This is a genomic window from Shinella lacus (assembly GCF_010994755.1).
In the GTDB taxonomy this organism is placed as follows: Bacteria; Pseudomonadota; Alphaproteobacteria; order Rhizobiales; family Rhizobiaceae; genus Shinella; species Shinella lacus.
On the sequence record NZ_WHSB02000027.1, the window covers coordinates 1 to 19,499 of the forward strand.

The 19,499-nt window shown below is 58.9% G+C and carries 21 protein-coding genes and 4 pseudogenes; 18 read left to right on the top strand and 7 right to left on the bottom strand.

Features of this window, described 5'->3' with window-relative positions; translation table 11 throughout:
• Window positions 1-114: 114 nt before the first annotated feature.
• Window positions 115-420, bottom strand: a complete 306-nt coding sequence (locus GB927_RS33130) for a hypothetical protein (RefSeq protein ID WP_256121422.1) — start codon at window positions 418-420, stop codon at window positions 115-117.
• A gap of 594 nt (window positions 421-1,014) precedes the next feature.
• Here GB927_RS33130 and GB927_RS33135 point away from each other — a divergent pair.
• The 9 genes and pseudogenes from GB927_RS33135 (at window position 1,015) to scpB (ending at window position 8,324) form a co-directional block, all read left to right on the top strand.
• Window positions 1,015-1,593: a hypothetical protein gene (locus GB927_RS33135; RefSeq protein ID WP_256121423.1), complete on the top strand. Its 579-nt coding sequence runs from the start codon at window positions 1,015-1,017 to the stop codon at window positions 1,591-1,593.
• A gap of 524 nt (window positions 1,594-2,117) precedes the next feature.
• A complete protein-coding gene (locus GB927_RS33140; RefSeq protein ID WP_256121424.1) occupies window positions 2,118-3,008 on the top strand; it encodes a hypothetical protein in 891 nt (296 codons plus the stop codon).
• Window positions 3,009-3,086: 78 nt separating this feature from the next.
• Window positions 3,087-3,431 carry a hypothetical protein gene (locus tag GB927_RS33145; RefSeq protein WP_256121425.1) on the top strand — a complete coding sequence of 115 codons (345 nt, stop codon included), beginning with the start codon at window positions 3,087-3,089 and terminating at the stop codon, window positions 3,429-3,431.
• Window positions 3,431-5,428: an AAA family ATPase gene (locus GB927_RS33150; protein WP_256121426.1), complete on the top strand. Its 1,998-nt coding sequence runs from the start codon at window positions 3,431-3,433 to the stop codon at window positions 5,426-5,428. Before GB927_RS33145 ends, GB927_RS33150 begins: the two co-directional genes overlap by 1 nt.
• Window positions 5,421-6,164 (top strand): ATP-dependent metallopeptidase FtsH/Yme1/Tma family protein, encoded by a 744-nt coding sequence (locus tag GB927_RS33155; protein ID WP_256121427.1) that lies wholly within the window; start codon window positions 5,421-5,423, stop codon window positions 6,162-6,164. Before GB927_RS33150 ends, GB927_RS33155 begins: the two co-directional genes overlap by 8 nt.
• A 307-nt stretch (window positions 6,165-6,471) precedes the next feature.
• Window positions 6,472-6,813 carry a hypothetical protein gene (locus GB927_RS33160; RefSeq protein ID WP_256121428.1) on the top strand — a complete coding sequence of 114 codons (342 nt, stop codon included), beginning with the start codon at window positions 6,472-6,474 and terminating at the stop codon, window positions 6,811-6,813.
• Between the two features lie 396 nt (window positions 6,814-7,209).
• Window positions 7,210-7,653 (top strand): DUF1403 family protein, encoded by a 444-nt coding sequence (locus tag GB927_RS33165; RefSeq protein ID WP_256121429.1) that lies wholly within the window; start codon window positions 7,210-7,212, stop codon window positions 7,651-7,653.
• On the top strand, window positions 7,628-7,840 hold the full coding sequence (locus GB927_RS34535; RefSeq protein WP_439655550.1) for a DUF1403 family protein: 213 nt from the start codon (window positions 7,628-7,630) through the stop codon (window positions 7,838-7,840). Before GB927_RS33165 ends, GB927_RS34535 begins: the two co-directional genes overlap by 26 nt.
• Window positions 7,743-8,324, top strand: a pseudogene (scpB, locus tag GB927_RS33170) (SMC-Scp complex subunit ScpB). Before GB927_RS34535 ends, scpB begins: the two are co-directional and overlap by 98 nt.
• Here scpB and GB927_RS33175 read toward each other — a convergent pair.
• Window positions 8,314-8,592 (bottom strand): hypothetical protein, encoded by a 279-nt coding sequence (locus GB927_RS33175; protein ID WP_256121430.1) that lies wholly within the window; start codon window positions 8,590-8,592, stop codon window positions 8,314-8,316. The pseudogene scpB and the gene GB927_RS33175 overlap by 11 nt on opposite strands.
• Window positions 8,593-8,692: 100 nt before the next feature.
• Window positions 8,693-8,908, bottom strand: a complete 216-nt coding sequence (locus GB927_RS33180) for a DUF3072 domain-containing protein (RefSeq protein ID WP_256121451.1) — start codon at window positions 8,906-8,908, stop codon at window positions 8,693-8,695.
• 132 nt (window positions 8,909-9,040) lie between these two features.
• On the opposite strand from GB927_RS33180, the pseudogene GB927_RS33185 reads away from it, so the two are divergent.
• The 4 genes and pseudogenes from GB927_RS33185 (at window position 9,041) to GB927_RS33200 (ending at window position 13,282) form a co-directional block, all read left to right on the top strand.
• Window positions 9,041-9,743, top strand: a pseudogene (locus GB927_RS33185) (DUF72 domain-containing protein).
• Between the two features lie 85 nt (window positions 9,744-9,828).
• Window positions 9,829-10,757: pseudogene (locus GB927_RS33190) on the top strand (DNA topoisomerase IB); the annotation flags it as partial.
• Window positions 10,693-11,759: pseudogene (locus GB927_RS33195) on the top strand (RHE_PE00001 family protein). The pseudogenes GB927_RS33190 and GB927_RS33195, both read left to right, overlap by 65 nt.
• 281 nt (window positions 11,760-12,040) lie before the next feature.
• Window positions 12,041-13,282 carry a hypothetical protein gene (locus GB927_RS33200; RefSeq protein WP_256121431.1) on the top strand — a complete coding sequence of 414 codons (1,242 nt, stop codon included), beginning with the start codon at window positions 12,041-12,043 and terminating at the stop codon, window positions 13,280-13,282.
• Between the two features lie 183 nt (window positions 13,283-13,465).
• Here GB927_RS33200 and GB927_RS33205 read toward each other — a convergent pair whose 3' ends face one another.
• Genes GB927_RS33205 through GB927_RS33215 form a run of 3 tightly spaced genes read right to left on the bottom strand, consistent with a single transcriptional unit; the run spans window position 13,466 to window position 14,643 of the window.
• On the bottom strand, window positions 13,466-14,083 hold the full coding sequence (locus tag GB927_RS33205) for a hypothetical protein (protein ID WP_256121432.1): 618 nt from the start codon (window positions 14,081-14,083) through the stop codon (window positions 13,466-13,468).
• Window positions 14,080-14,262 (bottom strand): hypothetical protein, encoded by a 183-nt coding sequence (locus GB927_RS33210; protein WP_256121433.1) that lies wholly within the window; start codon window positions 14,260-14,262, stop codon window positions 14,080-14,082. Before GB927_RS33210 ends, GB927_RS33205 begins: the two co-directional genes overlap by 4 nt.
• A 15-nt stretch (window positions 14,263-14,277) precedes the next feature.
• Window positions 14,278-14,643, bottom strand: a complete 366-nt coding sequence (locus GB927_RS33215) for a helix-turn-helix domain-containing protein (RefSeq protein WP_256121434.1) — start codon at window positions 14,641-14,643, stop codon at window positions 14,278-14,280.
• Window positions 14,644-14,738: 95 nt separating this feature from the next.
• Between GB927_RS33215 and GB927_RS33220 the strand changes: the two genes are divergently transcribed.
• The 5 genes from GB927_RS33220 to GB927_RS33240 all read left to right on the top strand — a co-directional run bounded on the left by GB927_RS33220 (window position 14,739) and on the right by GB927_RS33240 (window position 18,746).
• Window positions 14,739-15,839 carry a multiubiquitin domain-containing protein gene (locus GB927_RS33220; protein WP_256121435.1) on the top strand — a complete coding sequence of 367 codons (1,101 nt, stop codon included), beginning with the start codon at window positions 14,739-14,741 and terminating at the stop codon, window positions 15,837-15,839.
• Window positions 15,836-17,227: a ThiF family adenylyltransferase gene (locus GB927_RS33225; RefSeq protein WP_256121436.1), complete on the top strand. Its 1,392-nt coding sequence runs from the start codon at window positions 15,836-15,838 to the stop codon at window positions 17,225-17,227. The genes GB927_RS33220 and GB927_RS33225 overlap by 4 nt, the downstream gene beginning before the upstream one ends.
• Window position 17,228: 1 nt before the next feature.
• Window positions 17,229-17,564 (top strand): ubiquitination-like system serine protease family protein, encoded by a 336-nt coding sequence (locus tag GB927_RS33230; protein WP_256121437.1) that lies wholly within the window; start codon window positions 17,229-17,231, stop codon window positions 17,562-17,564.
• A gap of 81 nt (window positions 17,565-17,645) precedes the next feature.
• A complete protein-coding gene (locus tag GB927_RS33235; protein WP_162725512.1) occupies window positions 17,646-18,527 on the top strand; it encodes an SDH family Clp fold serine proteinase in 882 nt (293 codons plus the stop codon).
• A 12-nt stretch (window positions 18,528-18,539) separates the two neighbouring features.
• Window positions 18,540-18,746: a hypothetical protein gene (locus tag GB927_RS33240; RefSeq protein WP_112974504.1), complete on the top strand. Its 207-nt coding sequence runs from the start codon at window positions 18,540-18,542 to the stop codon at window positions 18,744-18,746.
• A 275-nt stretch (window positions 18,747-19,021) separates the two neighbouring features.
• On the opposite strand, the gene GB927_RS33245 is transcribed toward GB927_RS33240, so the two are convergent.
• Entirely contained in the window at window positions 19,022-19,483 is a 462-nt protein-coding gene (locus tag GB927_RS33245) for a hypothetical protein (RefSeq protein WP_256121438.1), read from the bottom strand.
• Window positions 19,484-19,499 lie beyond the last annotated feature (16 nt).

Below are 19,499 nucleotides of genomic sequence, written 5' to 3' on the forward strand. Positions count from 1 at the left end.
GGTCTGCGGTTGTCGTAGCCATGGCGAGTGTCTCCACGTGAACCGAACCGGCGTGAAGAGGCGTAATCTCCTCGACGCCTGACCGAGTGATCGGTCGGCCGGCAGCACGATTGGTCAATCTTTCCACAACATGCCGGCGAGATATTCCGGAACCTTGACCGGGCGATCGTCGATGAAGATCGGCTTGTCGCACTCGTGCGCAAAGCGGACGAACGACCTGCCGGCGATCGGGTCGAGCGCAAGTGTCCTGATCAATTCCTCTGGAGATCGCGCAATGATGTCATCGAGTGAATCGTAAAGATTGTTGTATGTTGTTGCGAAGTCGTCGTAAGCGCGAAAGCCCCAGCTCTCGTCGACGGCGTTGCCATGCTTGTCCAGCGTCGTGAACTTCGTGCGCTCGATGAAGAGCCTGTTAGACATGTCTTGTTCCTTCCGTTCTGCGCGGCCGGCCGGGTGAGCCGCGGGGATTGCCCGACCTTAAAAGTCGGGAAAATCCCATGGGCAGGGACTGGAGAGGGAACGAGGCGCGGGATGATGCCATATCGGATTGGTGGTACATGCGTATCGATCTCTTGATGAAGCCCAGCTTGTGCGGCGTGTCTTTCTAAAATTGGACGTCGGAAATCGCAGCGCGTCAACGGTGAAAAGCAAAAAACCTGAACGTCGCGGTCGTCGGCCCGATGGCGATGATGTGCGAAAGCGATGGTTTTAACCCGTGGGCCGCGACGTGGCTGGTGGTGATCGCAGGTCTTCGGCTCCATGAGAAATCCGCAAGTGGCGATACTATAAATTGCATTAGGAGATGATTGCATAAAATGCGAAATAAGAAATTTTGCCTCCTTGGATTCATTGAGAAATTTGACCGGCGGTGATGGAAAAACCGCGCTTAATACGCAATTTATTACGCAAATACAAAGTATTAACAATGTCGGTTGTAACGCTTTGCGAAAATCCATGCCACCATAGTCTTCACGGTCGAGAAAGAGGCCGGATGCAAATGGAGACAAGGACACTATGACGAAACACACGCATAAGGCGGCAGAGCATGCGGCCAAGACGGCCGCCCCGAGCCACCAGGACCGTGATCGCGAACTGCTGGGGCTACGCGAACGAGGCCGGACGCTCGGGCGGCGCAGCGTGGCTGACGTCTTCGAACTCGGCAACTGCCTGGCGCGCGTCAAATCGATCCTCGCGCGCAGGGCGTTCGGACCTTGGATCAGGTCGGCCTGCGGCGTCAGTCCAGCCACGGGTCTGAGCTATGTCGCGGTTCATCAGCGCCTTTCCGATTATAGGGGTCGGCTGGAGCAGGTGTCGGTGACACCCGCGGTTCTCTTTGTGATCGCCTATGCCGACGATCAGGCGATCGAGCGGGTGGTGTCGGCGCTCGAAGCGGGACGGGTGCTATCGGCTCCCGAAGCCAGGGTCATGACCGGCGTGACCGCGAAGCATAAGGCGGCGATCGACGCTGCTTTGTCTCCCGAGGAAGAGGAGCGGCAAAGGAAGGCGGAGGAAAAGGTTCTTGCCATGCTCAACCGCGCCTTCGGCGGTCTCGTGAGATCGAGCGCCTCTTCCCCAAGGGGCAAACGTCGTTGACGCGTACCGGATCCAATCTGTGCCCACGGTGTTCAGGCTATACAGCAATGCCCAGCTGCGGCGGGGCGATAGCCTGGCCATAACCTGCCGGGCGTTTTGCCGCGTGCCCCGTTAACCATGCCGGAGCTCTCTTTGTTCCGGATGTGTTCCGATCGCTTGCCGGACATGAATCTCCGGGCTATGTCGACAGTGCCTGCAGAAACTGAAACATCCGCAGTCACTTAGCGGCCCCCGCCGGTGGTGGTACACCGAACGAGGGCCTGACCCGCAACCTTGCTACGAAAGGCCTTGGGCTATGTTGACCCATATCCGCTTCGCTTCCCGGGTGGAAGCATCTTCTCGCTCCTCTCCCGCCGAAACCCGCCGTCTTCTGTCGACGTCGCGCGTCTGCGACTAACCGCATCCGGTGACCGATCATCGGTCCTGCGAAGCCCGCTGCGGAAATCGCTTCCGCATGTGCGGACCTGTGTCCGCCGTTGCGGCCCCGACGGTCCTGATCCTTCGAGAGGAGAAAAATTATGAATTTGAACACCAACATCGACGCAATGGCGCCTGCCTACCCGCATTCCGCCGACCAATCGGTCCTGCTGCCGGCCCTCAAAACCCTCGTCGACGAGATCGCCTCGGCAAGTCTGTCTCGTGACATGCTCGGCCGCGCGCTGGATACCGGCATGGCGGAGGTGAGCACTGTCCTGCGCGCCGTGCCGTCGGCCGAAGGCAAATTGCTGGAACGCGGTATCAGCGTTCTTGCGGGCTGCAATCCGGACCTCATCGTTCTGACGCAGAACCTTCGGCTGCCGGTCACCAAGGCCGCGACAGAACTGGTCGAAATGAACGACCCGGCTCTTTATCGCTCGCTCAGCCTGGATGCGGACAGCGGCGGGCGCAAGACCTATACGCCGGATCTGCTGGTCCTGAACAGGCGAACCGAGGTCGCCCATCTTATCGACGTCAAGCGCAGCCTCGGTTCCTATGAGCTGTCACGCATTGCGGAACTGAAGCACAGGATGCTGGCGGCGGCACTGGTCGTTCCGGACCTGCTCTATAAAGAGCATCGCCGGCTTCGTGCGAAGGAGGTCCGAGTTGTCATTCTCAATGCGCAAAACCAGCGCGCCGACATCGACGGCGGCGTCTGGCCACTCTCTCATCTCGACCATCTTCTCGAGGTCACCGGCGCGGGCGCGGCGATGGCGCAGCTGCGCGAGCTCTTCCAGCGCCGGGTCGAGGAGAACTGGTCGGCAGCGCTCTCCAGCCGACGGGATGCCGGCCCTGCAATGAATGCCGGCGGCAGAACCGGGAAAACACCGCCGCTTCATTGCGATGAAGACGATATCTGCGGATCGGACAGCCCCCGCGTCTCACGGCTTCCTGTGTCGATAGGCTTTGCGCGAGCGCCGCGGGCGGGTGGGCCGTAGCGGCGTCGACCGTTCCTTCTTCCATTGCTGAACTGTTTTGCGCCTCGTCCCCGGACAGGCGATGAGGAGACGTCTGCCATGACGCTATCGACTTCCAATGTCATTTCCTTCCCGATCGCGCGAACCCTGCCGGCGATGAAGGCGCCGTCTTTGCACGAGCGGGTACTCGAATTTGCCGCCACCGTTTCCGTCGGCGAGCATCATGCACTGTCTGACGATCACGCGGTGCACGTCGACGCGGTCGTGCGCGCCTCGATCCGCTTCGCGCGCCGCAAGGGTGTTCGTCTCGATAGCCTGCCGCCGCAGCTGCGCATGTGGCTGCTTGAGCTCTGCAACCAAGGCGATCCGACCTGCCGCATGGTGCGCGACTGGCTGACGGGAAACCGTCGGTTGTGTGCGCCTCTGAATGGGGAGAACGCATAATGGAAACGCTGACGGATCGCATCACGCGCTATCTCCTGAAACGCCTTCGCCGTCACGCGGTGCTGACGCTTTACGAACAGGCGGCCGGCACGAGACTGCTGACAGCGGCGTTCATCGGTCGCGGTGCTCAATCCGGCAGGGTCTGGACGGTCACCGAGCACGCGCGGCATGTCCTGACGGGCAATCCCCGGCAGGATCGTAAAATCGTCGAGCGCCTGATGCGCGCGAACCGCGCGCTTCAGGACAGCAATACGGAGCCTGGCACCTCCACCGCGTCCGGCAATGCGTCCGACGACCCTCTCGCTTTCGACCGCCTGACAGAACCGGCATCGGACGGGCAGCACAAGGCGACGCGCAGGAATGTCCGGGCCGTCAAAGCGGCCGTTGGGTCGGGCACCGGAGCCGATATCGACTTTCCTTACCTCGCCTCGCTGCTGCGTGAACACCTGCCGCGACCGAGCGCGGTTCATGCGGCCGTCGCACTTCTGGTCGCGCGCGCCGTCGGCACCAGTCTGTCCAATACCGGTTCGCTGAGCGAGGTGCTGCGCGCTACGGCGCCATTCGTCTTGCTGAAAGCGCCTGTAAAGCGCTTTGAGCTGTGCCTCGCAACGATGCTGGAGGATGGGCTGGTCCTGCCGTTCGGGATGGTGCTGGAGGACGTGTTGCGCTCAAGCCCGCTGTCCGGCCGTTACCCGCATCAGCATGCGGTTCCAGGCAAACGCAGGCTGAAAACGCTGTCGGGGATCGCCGTCGACAGTGAGGATGACAGCATCGTTCGCCGGCAGTTGCGACATGCCCTCAGCGAGCCTGCGCCAATCGTCCTTGTCGATGAAACCGTCGGCGCCCTGACGCCTGTCGTGACTGAAACCGCGGATTACGTTCTGGAGTGCACCGGGTTCGACCGGGCGATGATCGCGGAACTGCTGCATGTGTGTGCCGGCACTCCTCCGAAAGAAAGCCTTGTCCTCATGGACGACAGAGTCTTCGAGCCGGACGGCCTGACGCTCGACGATATCGCCCTTGCCGTTCGACCCCGGCGAAGCGCACAGGCGACGTTGTCGATCCTGGCGATGCTTGCCGGGCATTCCGCAAAGCACGAAGAGGGCGACGAGAAGGACGATCAGAACGCCAGCGGTCGAAAGCAGCGATCGGGCAAGCGGCGGGCTGGCGAGACCAAAAGGTCGCAAGGCGCAGGCGTCGAGGTGATCGAACCGGTGGCCGTGGCTGATGGCGACGCAAGCGTGGACACAACGGCAGAAACTCCGGCGTCAGAAGATCGCCTGCTGTCGGTCGAGGGGCTCGCCGGCTACGGCCCGGCGCGCGACTGGGCGCTGGATCTCAAAGCCGATCTCTCGCTCTGGCGGAATGGCGAACTTCGCTGGGACGAAATGAGCACGAAGCTCCTGTTGTCCGGTCCGCCCGGGACCGGCAAGACGACGTTCGCCCGTGCGCTGTGCAACACGTTGCAAGTTCCACTGCTGGTGACTTCCGTCGCAAACTGGCTGGAACCCGGCTTTCTCGGTGACGTGTTGAAGCGCATGTCCGCGGCGTTTGCCTTTGCCGCGCAGAACGCGCCGGCAATCCTGTTCATCGACGAGCTCGACAATATCGGCAAGCGGCAGGCGGCAGGTAGCCGAAGCCACGACGACTACTGGATATCGCTGATCAATCGCATGCTGGAACTGCTGGATGGTGCGTCGAAGTCAGAGGGTGTCATCGTCGTCGGGGCAACCAACTTCCCCGAAAAGATCGATCCCGCGTTGCTGCGCTCGGGGCGGCTGGAAACCCATATCCGCATTCCGATGCCCGATATGAAAACCCTGATCGGCATCCTGGGCCATCATCTGGGGTCTGACCTCGAAGCGGTGCTCGCGTCCGCGCCGGGGACAACCACAGTGCGGCGTCTTCGTCCACCACCCGCCAGAGACGGCAAACCGCTCCTGAGGCGCAAGCCTTCCTTCAAGCCTCAAGCCGACAAAGGACCCCGCCATGACTGATGCTACCGCTCATTCTTCATCCCTCGACAGTTTGCGTCCGCTTGCGCTGCTGGCGCTGGGCCGGACCGGCGCCGATATCGAACGGCTGGTTCGGGATGTGCGCCGCAATCTGCGCCGTGAAGGGCGCAAGATGGTCTGGAATGATCTCGAAGCCGCCTTGCGAAACGCAGAGGCTGTCATGTCTGACGATTTGCGCTGGCGGGTGAGCGTGCACGAGGCGGGCCATGCGCTGGTCTATGCGTTGACCGGCATTGCCGAGGTGCAGCTTGCGAGCGTCGGGCTGCATGGCCTCGGCATGGTCGCCACCGCGGCATACGATCATCTGCCCGAAACAGAGGCCTGGTTGATGAACAGGATGGCCGCGATCCTCGCGGGACGGACGGCAGAGGTCCTCGTGATCGGTGAACCGCTTGCGGGAGCCGGCGGGGCCGATGAGAGCGATCTGGCCCGCGCGACAGACATGGCGCTCGCCGCCGAGACGCGGCTCGGCTTCTCCTGTCATCAACCCCTGCTTTATCGGCCATCAGGCACGGCGCTGAACCAGCTTGGTCTCGACCGGCAGCTTGCCGAGCCGGTAAATGCACGTCTTCTTGCCGCAGAAGCCATCGCCCGAGCGATCATCAAAGAGCACCGTGAGCTTCATGTCGCGATTGCCGAGAGGCTCAATACGGTCGGCATCCTGTCGGGCGCCGAACTGCGCGACATGATCGACCACGCCAATGGTGGGGCGACTTGAAAAACCTTCCCCGCAGCGTGGATACGTGTCCAGACACAGTGTCGTGCAATGCCCGTACGTCTAACTGCATCTTTAAGATGTGGAGGCGCTGTGGTTTGCATTGCAGACACATTAAGACGCATCATCTCAATTTACCCTCGCGCGATTCCTGACAAAGAACCCGCGTTGCGGGACTGCGAAACCGCGATTCCGTTGCAAACGGCGTTTGCAGGAAACGGCGTTTGCGGGCGAGGGGGCGGTCTTGCAAACCGCGTTTGTCGCTTGCATCGCGGTCAGCCACGCTTTGGCTTCCAACAGGAGGCGACAGATGGCCAGGAAATCAAAGAAGCAGAGAAATGCCGAGCAGCGCGTCCGGCAGCAGAAGGTCAGGGAGACCGCTCGTGAGTGCCGGCGGCCGAGCAGGGACGATATCGCTCGTACGTTGCTCTGGCAGATGATCGTGACCGCCGAGGGCAGACGCAATCGCACCGCGTTCCTTGATCGCCTCTGCGACGAGATCGTCGCGCAACTCGTGCTCCAGGGCTTCGATCGACGTGAGAGCGAGGTCGTGTTCGATGCACTGGCCGACAAGTACACCAGCGCGTTGCCGCCCTTCCGCATCAAGCGCCATCTCGATAGAGGCCCTTCTGCCGCCGAGGGGCAGGGATGATGTTGCCCGCTGACCGTCACGGAAGCGAAGCACAACGCTCATCTTGTCCGCGTTAACGCAAACGATGTTCCAAATAGTCTGTCTGTTCTCCCCATTACTTCCCAAAACGTCGTTTGCAAGGTTGGGGAGCTGGGATAGATGCGGGGTTGCGCCTCATGCACCGACCGGGACGTTCGTCTGACGGTCAGGAGCACTCTATTGCCTGAACGGCTCGGCCAGTTGTACGCTTCGGCAATGGGCGAAAATGATGCCGAATGGGTAGGAGAGGTCAGGTGTCGCCTCTCTATCTGATTGATAGTGCAAGATTATCGGACATTATAATATGAAGACTGGTTGTGCGGTTTAACAGAATTTGCTAGCTAAAACCGCGCATCTAGCTTACACTGCGGCGCATGGATGCGCTCGCGCCCTTCGCCCCGACACCCCCCCCCCCCCCCCGCATGGTCGCCCCGCCTGCCAGGCTGGGCGCTGCGCCGTAGTCGCGACATCAACGAAACCGAAACCGACGCCGCCTTCGCCGCTGGTATCGCTCTGAAATCACTGAACGATCTGACCCGCGTCGACCCAGCATGGCTCGGCTGCTGGCGCGATCGCCTTGCCCTCAAATCGGCTAATGTCGCCGCCAGAATGCTTGGTCGCAATCAAGAAGGGACTGCCATCCGTGACGCGGTTTTGCTGACGGCACCGGGCGACGACCCTGGACCGGCCGGAAAGCTGTTTTCGGCCACAAGAATGCTGGCGCGCCGATCGGGGATCACCACACCCTTCGTTAGGGAAGTCGCCCAACTGCTGGGGATGACGTGGACCGACAGCCTTGCCTCGATCCCCGACATGGTCTGATTCTGCAAATCAGTCCGGGCGAGCAGCACCTTTCGCGGTGGCGGACCTGATAACGGCGATCTCTGCCGTTCGCCCGGACGCCGAGGTGATTGCGCTCGGCCTCGCCGAGGCCGTGTTGGCGGACAAGCCGCGAGATTTTGGCGCGGGTGGTGGGAAAAGGCTGCAGCATCGATCTGCTGATCGATGACCTTGTCGAGGAACTGCGAAATCGGCGCTACGAACTGGTATCGGTCGCCGGCGGCTGGCAACACCGAAGCCGTTCGGCCTATGCGTCCGCGATCCGCGCGTCGCGGGCGCTGACGCGCGGCGCGGCAACGATGTTGTCGGAGTTCGAGGCGATGGTGCTGATGGCGGTAGGATATTTCCAGCCGGTCACCCGCGGAGAACTGTCGAGGATTTTTGGCAAGGAAGTTAGTGGCGACACCATCGGCAATCTGCGCGGCGCGGGTTTCATCGGTTCCGGGCCGCGTAGTCCGACGCCAGGGGCGCCATACACCTACGTGACCCCCCCACTTCCTCTCTGCTTTCGGCATAGAGACGCTGCGTGTCTGCCAAATATGGAGGCGCTCGAGGATGCGGGTCTGCTCAGCCGACACGCAGTTCAAAACGAAATCGCCGCCTCGGAAGGCGGCGAGAACGAGAGGGACGACGAGTCGTCGTTTATTGAGTGATGCCGGCCGTTTCAAGCCGCTTGGCCATCAGCGCTGGATTGACGAGCATCGCTGTGGAGGCCAGCACCATCGACAGGCCGAGCTTCATCGGGAACAACAGAAACTGATCTAATAACGGGCTATCGGAGTAGGAGACCGCGGCGCTGCGTACGGTCTCTTGGAAAGGCCGTACGACCGCCTCGCCGGCGTCTTGCACCTCTGCGATGTTGACCGGTTCAATGCTGGCAATGCCTGTAGGAATCGGTTCACCAAGCTTCAGGTCTGACATGGTGCGTCCTTTTGCGGTTGACGACCGATAAGTGCTGCAGCGCACAAAAATTCCGTCCAGCACGCCACGCAATACACGATCTGCCGCCCGCGGCTGCGGGTCACTCCAGGTCCAGTGACTTCTTGAGTTCGTCGATCCGTTTTGACGCTTCGGCCTTGGTCAGGTCCTCGGCGTAGGCATCGGGCTGATGCGCCTGTTCCGACAGCGTCTTCAGATAAGAGCGCTGAGCGCCGGTCATCGGCTCGTCGCCGCTGACCCAGTCGTCCGGGTCTTTCTGCGTGTTGGACGAGGTATCGGTTTTCGGGTTTTCACTTATTAGGTTCTCCTAGATTCGTTCTGCAAACGTTCTTTTGTGGCCGATGGTTCCGGTGTCTGCTCGATCGGCGCATGGAACTCCGCTGTCGGCCCTTCGTTTCGCTTGCGCATTCGCAAGTCGATGAGAAGACGATTGCCGATCATCGCCACCGCCGGCCTGGTCCATCCCGAAAAAGGTGGCCGACCGGTTTGCGCAGGAAGGAAGTGGCCTCACCCGATATGCATCGGTGTTCGATGGCGTCGAAATCAATTCGACCTTCTACCGTCGCCACAAGGCATCGACCTTCGCGCGGTGGGCGCAATCCGTGCCGGATAGCTTTCGGTTCGCGGTTAAGATCCCCAAGGAAATCACCCACACCCACGCGATGAAAGACATCGCCGAGCCGATTGGCACCTTCCTTGAAGATATTACGCCGCTTGGAGAGAAGCGAGGACCGCTGCTCTGCCAGCTGCCGCCGTCACTGGCCTTCGACGCGGACGCGCTCGACAGCGCGTTCAATACAGTACGGAATGCCGATGACGGACCGATCGTGATCGAGGTACGTCACAAGAGCTGGGCGTCGGCCGAGGCACGGGATCTGCTGAAGAGCTACGCGATCAATAGGGTTCTTGCCGATCCGGCGCTGGTGTGGCCGACGGAGGATTTCGACACACCGCCAAAATACGTTCGTCTCCACGGCAAGCCGAAAATCTATTACTCGAGCTACACTGATGAGGAGATCAGGCCGTTCTCAGACCTGTTGGCGGCGGATGGCTGGTGCGTGTTCGACAATACCGCCTCCGGGGCAGCGATCGAAAACGCGCTGACGCTGGTCGATTTCCATCTGAAGCGATAGCAGATCGCCGCAGCGAGAATGACAGTGATCGCAGAGATTAAGCTGCTGTGAAGGAACAGCATAAATCTCCGGGAGTTATGGCGAAATGAACCAGACCCTTACTGAAATCGACACGATCGCCGTGGAAGCTAAGCTGGCATCAGGCTTAGTGTACGTTCCTGGATTAGAGACCGGCATCACCCGTAAGGTGGGCGCCAGAGGCTTCATGTACTACCGACCGGACGGGCGACGGATCACGGAAGCTGCCGAGATTTCTCGATTGAACGCCTTAGCGATACCGCCAGCCTACACCGATGTCATCATTTCAACCAACCCGTTTCCCATCTCCAGGCAATCGGCAAAGATGCACGGGGCCGTCGCCAGTATCGTTACCATTCCGACTGGCACGCGCATCGTGGAAAAGCCAAGTTCGAACGGCTCACCGACTTCGCCGATTGCCTGCCAGATCTGCGTGAGCGGGTTGAGATCGATTTACGCTCTCGCGGCCTGACAATGAATAAAGCCTTGGCTACCGTAGTGTGGATGCTCGACAACCTGTACATCCGCGTCGGTAACGCCGCGTATGCCGAGGCGAATAAGTCATATGGACTGACGACCTTGCGCAATCGCCATGTGAAGGTCGATGGTGGGAGCCTTAAATTCCGCTTTAAGGGGAAGTCGGGCAAGGAATGGAACCTGGCTCACAGCGATCGTCGCATTGCCAACGTCGTCCGAAAGCTCCAGGAGCTGCCCGGCCAACACCTCTTTCAATATGTTTGCGATGAGGGCGGATGCAGACCGATCTCTTCGCACGACGTAAATTCATATATCCGCGAAATCACCGGCGAGGACTTCAGTTCAAAGCAATTCCGAACATGGGGTGCCACCTGCATGGCGGTTGAAGCCCTTGCTTCGCTTGAGGTCGCAGCGTCCAAGCGCGACCTTGCTCGCCAACTTAACGAGGCGATTGATGCGGTCGCTTCGAAACTCGTCAACACCCGCTCGGTCTGTCGCTCCTCGTATATTCATCCGGCGTTCCCACTTCGCCGATGCCTGCGCCTCGCTGTGGATCGACGGCGAACTCGTCCATCTCGAGGGCCTCGTCCTGCACGATGCCAGCCACGACATCCGCACACCGACTCATGAGCTGACTATCGCCCGCGACGTCTTGCGCACCCGCCGGCGGATCGCGGCGCAGACACCCGGCTGGGCTCTCACCCCGGACGGTCTCCGCAGCCTGCGCGGGCATGCATGGCCTGCAGCATCTTTTGGTGAAGAGGGTGGCCTCCAGCGTGAAAGCACCGCCGTGCACGTCGATGCGGCCGGGGAAGGGGAGAGGGAAGACGGCAATAACGATACCGGCGCGCTCGACGCCGAGCTGGCCGCCATCGATGTGGTGCTGGCGCGCTCGGAAGCCGTGTTGAAGAGAGCGGCCGCGCCAATAAGCCAGTCGCGGGATCGTGTCCACTCGTCTACGGTCCCGACTGGGACGAGGATGCGCGGCGGGAAGAGTGGCGCACCGTGCTTCGCCAGGCGGATTACTTGCCGCCTGTGCTGCAGGCTGTTGTCGCCCTCGATGCCTGGAACACGCTCGAGGTGCTGCAGCACGCGCCCTGACTTGGACGGCACCTCGCAGCCTCGATCCTGCGCCAGGCCGGGATCACCACCGGCGCGCATCTCGCCGCCATCAACCTCGGCCTGAAAACCATTCCCATCGACCGGCGCCGGCATCGGAGCCGCGAGGTCCGGCTGCTGGCCATTGCCGACGGGCTGATTGCGGCCGCCGAGATCGGGCTCAAGGAACATGACCGCCTGGTGCTCGCGCGAAAAATGATGGAGCGCAAACTGTCGGGAAGACGAACGTCTTCAAAACTGCCGGAACTCGTCGATCTCGTCATAGCGACGCCGCTCCTTCATGCCGGCACGGTCACGAAAACGCTTGGGGTCACGCCGCAGGCGGCGCGGCGGATCGTGACGGAGCTCGGCTTGCGCGAGATGACAGGGAGGGGGAGGTTTCGAGCATGGGGGATCATGTGAGGCGCGATCGCAGCGAGGCATGTCCTTTTCCCGACAAAGGGCGTAGCAACTGCTGGCGTAGTGATTGGCTACTGCCCCAACGTCATTTTTCAGGCCCAATAGGGTTTCGGAGGTCGCGTAAGTTTCGTGCTGGCTTTGATCTATAAAAGAAGCCCTGTGGCCAGCCCAAAAGGTTGTGTGCAGGCGAATCGAGGCTTGCCTGTTCCGATGATATTCGCGATGGTCAAGACACGTGCAACCCAAGGGTCGAAAATGAGCTATCTCATCAGTGTCGTTGAGCCATGACTGCCGAGATTGCGATACTGAACCGAACCGCGGTGGCCCTCGCCGCGGATAGCGTCGTCACGTTGAGCGATGGTCGCCGGCACAAGACCTACGATTCTGCCGAAAAGATTTTCGAGTTTTCGCGCTATCAACCGATCGCGCTGATGATCTACAATAACGCGCAGTTTATGAACACGCCGCTTGAAGTCATCATCAGAGAGTATCGCGAAAAGCTTACGACAAATACCTTCAAATCTCTGGTCCAGGTTTGGCCTGAGTTCGAAAAATACCTTCTTTCGTTCAAGCGCGGCCAAGAGGACGAACTTGACCACTTTCGCGGGATGGTTCTGCGCGAGGTCAAGGAGATAAAGTCACAGGTGCTGACCCACGTGCTTTCTTCCATGGGGAAGCGCAGCCGGAAGTCCCGGGAATCCGTTCAGGACTTCATCGTGAGGCAATGCGGTCTTCGCAAAGCGGAGGCAGAGCAGTCGCCGCTCAAAGACTTTCTGACGGATGTAAAACCGGAGCAGTTTCGGGAGATTTACGGTGCAGCGGTGATTGACGTGGCCAAGGGCACCAAGCTCGAAATCTCGCCGGATATCGAGACGGCCCTGTGCGATATGATGTTTGCCGTCATCAAGTCCAACCAGAAGTCTGCAGCGTTCACCGGGCTGGTGTTCACCGGCTTTGGGGCCGAGGAGCTGTTTCCCACGCTCAGTTCCGTCGAGATCGATGGCGTCTACTTCAACCAGTTCCGCGTCCTTGCCACCAATCTGATCGATATCGATCGAAGGGGAGAAACCGCGGCAATCGTTCCGTTTGCCCAACAGGATATGCCCGAGAGGTTCATGCAGGGTATCGATGGGGAGTTCGAGGCGGCGCTTGAAAACCTTTGTCTGAGCATGGTCGGTCAGATTGTCGACCAAAACAAGCGTGCATTCCGCAACGGAAAGGCAGACCTCATCAAGGCAGCCGTCGCCGAGGAGTTCCGCGACGGTCTGGATCGGCTGAAGAAGAAGAATTCAGACGACCTGCTCTCCGTTGTAAACCACCTCTCCAAGAAGGAGCTCGGCGAGGTCGCTTACTCGTTGGTGGAACTTACGTCACGCAAGCGCCGTTATTCAAACGATCTTGAGACGGTTGGCGGCCCCATCGATGTGGCAATCTTGACCCAGAACGAAGGCTTTATCTGGGTTCGCCGTAAGCATTACTTCGATATCGCCCTCAATCCCAGATATGATCCCAAGCGCAGCAGATGAGGAATTGACTCATGGACAATCACCGAATCCGACGCTCAATCAATCAACCGCGTACAGACGATGACGATCTGAGATCGTATATTGAAGGCGAGTCTGCAGACGAGATCGTGCGCCAGGTGTCCGACGCGTTTGCTTTGCGTCTGTCAGAAATCTTGAAAAAGGGAAGAGCTGCCCCGAAGCGGCCTAGCGATTCCGGGGACGAAAGACGCCGATGATGCTCGTCTCTGAGCGAACGGCGATTTGCGTGTGGGTTTTTTGGTAGAATCCACCACCCGGATAAACGTTGTCCCCTTCGACGAAGAGACCCCGTACGGTGTCGAAGGGAAGGATAGCGGGCGCTGCACCCGTGGCTTGTGCATACCGGACTTCGTCTTCTATGTTTTCATGCAAGTGCTTGATTACGGCGCAGTCGAGGTACCTTAGAAGCTTGTCTCCAACCTTGGCTCCGCGAATATCCTTATTTTCCGGAAGGGTTAACTTCGCCTTCGCTCTCGCTGCTTCAAAGCTGCGATACGCATCGGCGAGGAGATCAAGATTCTCACGCACCGTAAGATCCAGACAGTTTCCAAGATCGATGACTGCGCCGACAACCGCAGCACTTTTATACGACCCACGTTTGACTTTTTCTTGCGCCCATTCCAGCGCTCTCCCGGGATCGCCTTCCCAGAAATAGGCGCCGGATCCCAGCCAGTCGAAATCCTCAGTGCTTTGCCGAAATGGCCCGCCCTGCAAGAGAGCGTCTGCTGTTTGCCCATCGCAACCATGGAAACCCAGTACGAAGCTCGTATGGAATGACGTCACTTCTGGCCACGCTTCTCGTGCTTCTCGGGCTGGCCGCCATACTGCGGTTTTAGCTCGCCGTCGCCATCGTAGAGACCCTCGTCGATGAGCCATTGCCTTGCCATTTCCTGCGTCTGTGTTTTTTCGTCGGACCGGCGCTTCAACATGGCGCGGATCGCTTGTCTTTCAGCTTCGTTCATTTTCCACTCCTGTTCCTACTTCCGATCGCTATTCTTTCGGAGCCGCGTGTAAGCGGCGGTGATCATATCTATCATCGCATCACGGCCATCATCAGGCAAACTCGGATCAGACTGAAGCACAGCAGTAATTTTGGAGAGGGGTTCAGCTTCGTATGCCATCTCTGATGGTTCTCTAACGAATGTATCTGCACTCAACCCCGCCCAGCGAACCAGCGCAGTCAGGCTGTCGACATCAGGGCGTTTGCCTTGAGCCATGCGCGTCAATGTCGATGCGCTGACACCGGACTGTTCGGCGACCTGTTTCCAGTTCAGTTGCCGTGAAGCGCGAGCGCTGTCGAGGGCCTGATAGAACGCACCGCCTCTAAATTCTGACTTCGACATTGAATTTCACTCTTGCAATTTCGTTTTCTTTCGCCATATTGGCATTGTGATTGCAAGAATGCAATTGAAATCTACATCTGAAATAGGAGGCCCAAATGAGCGCCGAACTTACGATAGCGAAAACAAAGGGCCTCTTTATCGAGGTAGCTGGTACCGATCTGGCGTTTCGGCCGGTAAGCGTGGCCGACCGCTCACCAACGGGTCGCCAGATCCTAGGATATTGCGATGTCTCACCGCGTGACGAGTATGTCGTCCTACAGTGGATGGCGGATGGCGATATCGAGGAGGTCCGATCTGACGAGGTCGTCAGCCTCGACTCCGACGTTGCGGCAAAGTTCATCGTAGCGAAAGCCGACCGGTTGTATCGCCTGTTCCTCAATGATCGGTCATTGAGTTGGCCGGACCGCAGCATCTCAGAACCGGCGCTGCGGATCCTTGGTAAAATCCCGGAAACCGAGCTTCTTTATGTGCGTCATGAGGCCGAGCCCGATCGACCCCTCGAAGTCGGTGGAAGCCTATCGCTGGCTGAAGTCGGCGTCGAGAGCGTTTATTCGCGCCACGCAGAGTGGGAACTCAACGTCCAGGGTGTAACGATTAAGTTCGACAGGCCCGATGTCGTTGTCCGCGATGCGCTGACAAAGGCGGGCTTCAACCCTGACCAAGGCTGGATCATTGTTCTCAAGTCGCGTGACGGAAAACGTCAAGTCACCGTCGACGACACGATCGACCTGCGCTCGCCCGGGATTGAGAAGCTCCGGCTGACACCGCGCGAGATCAACAATGGTGAACTTCCTCAGTCGCGCCGGCAGTTTCGACTGCTACCGGTCGACAAGGAGGGGCTGACGGCACGGGGATTCCATTGGGAAACAATCGTTGATGGCGCCAGACGGTGGCTGTTGCTCCACGGGATGGAATTGCCGGCCGGTTATACCGTCGCATCGACGTCTGTCGCGATCGAGATTCCGAGTAGCTATCCCACCGCGGAACTTGACATGTTTTACTGTTATCCGCAGCTGAACCGACAGGACGGAGTTGCCATACCGCAGACGCAAGTAACCGAAGCGATCGAGGGGAGGGGGTTTCAGCGCTGGTCTCGTCACCGCGGCGCCATCGCACCGTGGCGGCCTGGCCTGGACAACGTCATCACCCATCTCGCTCTGGTCGAGGCCGCGCTGTTGCGTGAGGTCGAAGTATGACATTCCATCCGCGCACGCTGCTGACGATGACGGGGGGGCAGCATCGGCAGCTCCATTCACATCTCTTCCCTGGCGACGGTCTTGAGGCCGCAGCGGTTCTTCTATGCCGCGATGCAGGCCTAAGCGATCGTAAGCTGATGGTCGTTGATTTGACGCTTGTTCCCTACGATCAGTGCCGGAGATCCCCGTATCTTCTCGTTTGGCCCGGCCAGTTCATCGCTGATGCGATCAATGTCGCCGAGGATGATGGCTTATCGGTCATTCTCCTGCATTCTCATCCTGGCGGCTTTCGGCAGTTTTCGGATCTCGACAACGAAAGCGACGCGCAGGTTATTGCGTCCATCTTTGCGGGGTGGGGCGGAGTTTCACCGCGAGGCGGTCACGGCTCTGCCATCATGATGCCGGACGGAGAGGTGATTGGACGGATCTATGATGATCGGCACCAGTGTATGGCAATCGACACAGTTTCTGTCGTCGGCGACGAGATGAGGTTTTGGCGAAACGGTTGCGAAAGCAGCGAGGCGCCGATGGCGTTTGGCGCCGACATGACCTGCGAGCTTGGCAAGCTACATGCCTGCATCATTGGTGTTTCCGGCACTGGCTCGATCGTTGCGGAGCAACTCGCCAGGATGGGCTTTGGGAAGATGACCCTGATCGATTACGATCGCGTGGAAGGCAAGAATCTCAATCGAATTTTGAATTCCACATTGTCGGATGCCAGCAGCAATGCACGCAAGGTGGACATGTTTGCTAAGGCCATTCGCGGCTATCGCTCCGATATCGAGGTCGTGATTGTCGGCCAGACGATCGCCTCTCGCGAAGCGGTCTTTGCGGCCGCTGAGGCTGACGTCATTTTCTCCTGCGTCGACTCATCGGAAGGTCGACACATTGCAGATCGGATCGCTCAGGCCTTTATGATCCCGCTTTTTGACATGGGGGTCTCAATACCGACCCGAAAGCGTCCCGATGGCCATGCGGCCATCGCCGAGGTTATTGGCAGGGTTGACTATATCCAGCCGTCCGGCTCTACGCTGGGTGACCGTGGCGTCTACACGGCCGCGTCATTGCGCGCCGAATATCTCGCCCGCGTGGCTCCGGAAACCTACGCTTCACAACTGGATGACGGCTACATAAAAGGAGCGGTCGAGGAGGCACCGTCGGTCATTGCTCTTAATATGCGCGCCGCAAGTGCCGCTGTCCTTGAATTCATCGCGCGCGCTTTCCCGTTCCGCCATGGTCGTAATTCGCAGCAGGCCCGAAGCATATTCGCCCTGGCGGATGGCGACGAAGACGATCTAGGGGAAGCCGATTTTCAAAGGGGCGGCATCTTGGAGGTCGCGGTAGGAGCGCGGGAGCCATTGCTCGGCCTGCCGGATCTCGGAGCGTGAAATGAAATTCTTTCAGAAACTGGTCTCATGGATACGCGGTCTTTTTGCGGAGAGGCCGCGCAGGGTCGAATTTATCGAAGGCGACGAGCTTCCCGTGCATTTCGCAACACGAAATCTATATGTGGCGCGCGAGGATGGCGAGTTGTGGAGTGCCGGCCTGACTTGCCCCTGCCGGTGTGGACGTAGGTTGGAGGTCATGCTGCTGAAGGATGTGAAGCCACGATGGGATCTCTCGGTCGATAGAGACGGCCTTCCGTCCCTTCATCCGTCGGTTTGGGTCGCCGATGGCTGCCGCTCGCACTTCTGGCTACGTCATGGGAAAATACATTGGTGCTGAGCATTTTGCAGCAGCCGCAACTATAGCGTAAACCCGAAATTCATCTTATGATTGTCGAATCAAGACCATTCGGGGGCGATGGTGGAAGTCGACGAGCTTACGCATACAACAAAATACGTCGAGTCCGAATTGACCCGACGGCTGAAGTCCATCGAAGACGAATTGGACTGTGATGTCATCACGTGCATTCATCCGATCAGCCAGCCGATGGATGATCTGATCCGGGATTATATCGAAGACATACAGGATAAGCGCAAGAAGCTCCTTGTCATCATCGAAACCAATGGCGGATCGATTGAGACGGCGGAGCGGATCGCGGACGTGTTCCGCTACCACTATCCTGGCGAAGTGAATTTCCTGGTCCCCAACTTCGCTATGTCGGCCGGTACCGTCCTGGTGATGTCTGGTGACAATATCTACATGGATTACTATTCGATCCTGGGTCCGATCGATCCGCAGGTGCGCAATCGCGACGGCCAATTTGTGCCCGCCTTGGGGTACCTGGAAAAATATGATGAGCTGATGAAGCGATCCAGCAAGGGAAGCTTGTCATCGGCAGAACTCGCTTTCCTGATTCAGAAGTTTGATCCAGCTCAAATTCATCGCTTCGAGCAGGCTCGCGATCACTCGGTCGATCTTCTGAAAAAGTGGCTGGTGCAGTACAAGTTCAAGACTTGGGCCGTGACGGAAACCAATCGAAAGTCAGTTTCCGGCAAAATGCGCGAGGCACGCGCATCAGAGATCGCGAAGAAGCTTAACGATACCAAGCGCTGGCGATCGCATGGACGCGGGTTGTCAATGGACGTCCTGAAAGGTGATTTAAATCTCTTGATCGAGAACTTTGGTGCGAATCCAGAGTTGAACAGGAAGGTCCGTTCGTACTATCGACTGCTGCAGGATCACATGACCGGAATTGGGGTCACCGTGGCGCTGCAGACACGCGAACGCTTCGTGGCAATGTGAAGGACGAAAGAGATGGACAAGTTCGAAGCTCACATGAAAGCAAACCCTAAGGCCGAACGTGATGCCGACACGATCCGTGAAGCCTTTGAGTTGGTCGAGCAATTGCGCAATGCCGGATTCGGTTCTGGTGAATACGACCTTGCTCCGTCCTTTGGTGGAAAGCCGTCAACCAGTCAGCGGCAGGGGAGCACGGAACTTCGGATGACCTATTCGCGCTAGCGTGTGGCCTGTCTTTCTGAGTTACTGGCGTAAGCCCAACCGGGTTAGGGGCTCGACGCCGTTTCGTGGCAAATATCGAACAATCGTCTGGACAGAACTGAGGAAAAGCGCGGCAACCCCACGTGATTGGAATAGCGGGGCGATCGGTTCAAGTGCCCCATATACGGAACTGTCCGTTTAGCGAGGTGTTTTTGCATCGATCGTCATTAGACGTCCAGTCGCCAGAAGGTGGCCGTAGACCTAGATGGCGAAGTGGTGCCCTTCGACGAGGCGGTCTAACCAGCCTTCTCGGTCTCCGAGATCGGTTTATCCAACGGGGCCTCTTCGATATCGATGAGGCCCTCTTCGTGCAGCGTAGACATCGCTAGGACCACCATCTTCTCTTCGTCTTCCGAAAGCCCGCTGAGGCCAATCTCCTCGTTGACCTCACCGGCAATCCTCGCCATTAGGACGATGTAGCAGACGTGCAGCGCATAGAGATTCCTCGCCAGTTCCCGATGGTAGATGGGAAAAGCGGATGGACCTCTGAGCTCGCCTTTCTCGATCTCGATGATGCTGTGGAGAAGGACTGGCTGAGAAACGTGTGCCGCTCCGCTCAGCTCACCATACGCCTTGCCCATATTTTTCAGGGCGCCGATCGTAGCGTCCGGCGTCTTCCCGTCTTTCCGTTTGCCTACTCCGAGTTCCTGGACGGCGGAAATAATTTCATGTTCCTGGCGCAGAAGGGTAGTATCCATCCGGCGAAGGCCGCGG

Bases quoted from the DNA above. Each gene is read 5' to 3' on its own strand.
- GB927_RS33130 (WP_256121422.1), bottom strand. From the start codon at position 420: ATGTCTAACAGGCTCTTCATCGAGCGCACGAAGTTCACGACGCTGGAC.
- GB927_RS33135 (WP_256121423.1), top strand. From the start codon at position 1,015: ATGACGAAACACACGCATAAGGCGGCAGAGCATGCGGCCAAGACGGCC.
- GB927_RS33145 (WP_256121425.1), top strand. From the start codon at position 3,087: ATGACGCTATCGACTTCCAATGTCATTTCCTTCCCGATCGCGCGAACC.
- GB927_RS33150 (WP_256121426.1), top strand. From the start codon at position 3,431: ATGGAAACGCTGACGGATCGCATCACGCGCTATCTCCTGAAACGCCTT.
- GB927_RS33155 (WP_256121427.1), top strand. From the start codon at position 5,421: ATGACTGATGCTACCGCTCATTCTTCATCCCTCGACAGTTTGCGTCCG.
- GB927_RS33160 (WP_256121428.1), top strand. From the start codon at position 6,472: ATGGCCAGGAAATCAAAGAAGCAGAGAAATGCCGAGCAGCGCGTCCGG.
- GB927_RS33165 (WP_256121429.1), top strand. From the start codon at position 7,210: ATGCGCTCGCGCCCTTCGCCCCGACACCCCCCCCCCCCCCCCGCATGG.
- GB927_RS33175 (WP_256121430.1), bottom strand. From the start codon at position 8,592: ATGTCAGACCTGAAGCTTGGTGAACCGATTCCTACAGGCATTGCCAGC.
- GB927_RS33200 (WP_256121431.1), top strand. From the start codon at position 12,041: ATGACTGCCGAGATTGCGATACTGAACCGAACCGCGGTGGCCCTCGCC.
- GB927_RS33210 (WP_256121433.1), bottom strand. From the start codon at position 14,262: ATGAACGAAGCTGAAAGACAAGCGATCCGCGCCATGTTGAAGCGCCGG.
- GB927_RS33215 (WP_256121434.1), bottom strand. From the start codon at position 14,643: ATGTCGAAGTCAGAATTTAGAGGCGGTGCGTTCTATCAGGCCCTCGAC.
- GB927_RS33220 (WP_256121435.1), top strand. From the start codon at position 14,739: ATGAGCGCCGAACTTACGATAGCGAAAACAAAGGGCCTCTTTATCGAG.
- GB927_RS33225 (WP_256121436.1), top strand. From the start codon at position 15,836: ATGACATTCCATCCGCGCACGCTGCTGACGATGACGGGGGGGCAGCAT.
- GB927_RS33230 (WP_256121437.1), top strand. From the start codon at position 17,229: ATGAAATTCTTTCAGAAACTGGTCTCATGGATACGCGGTCTTTTTGCG.
- GB927_RS33240 (WP_112974504.1), top strand. From the start codon at position 18,540: ATGGACAAGTTCGAAGCTCACATGAAAGCAAACCCTAAGGCCGAACGT.
- GB927_RS33245 (WP_256121438.1), bottom strand. From the start codon at position 19,483: ATGGATACTACCCTTCTGCGCCAGGAACATGAAATTATTTCCGCCGTC.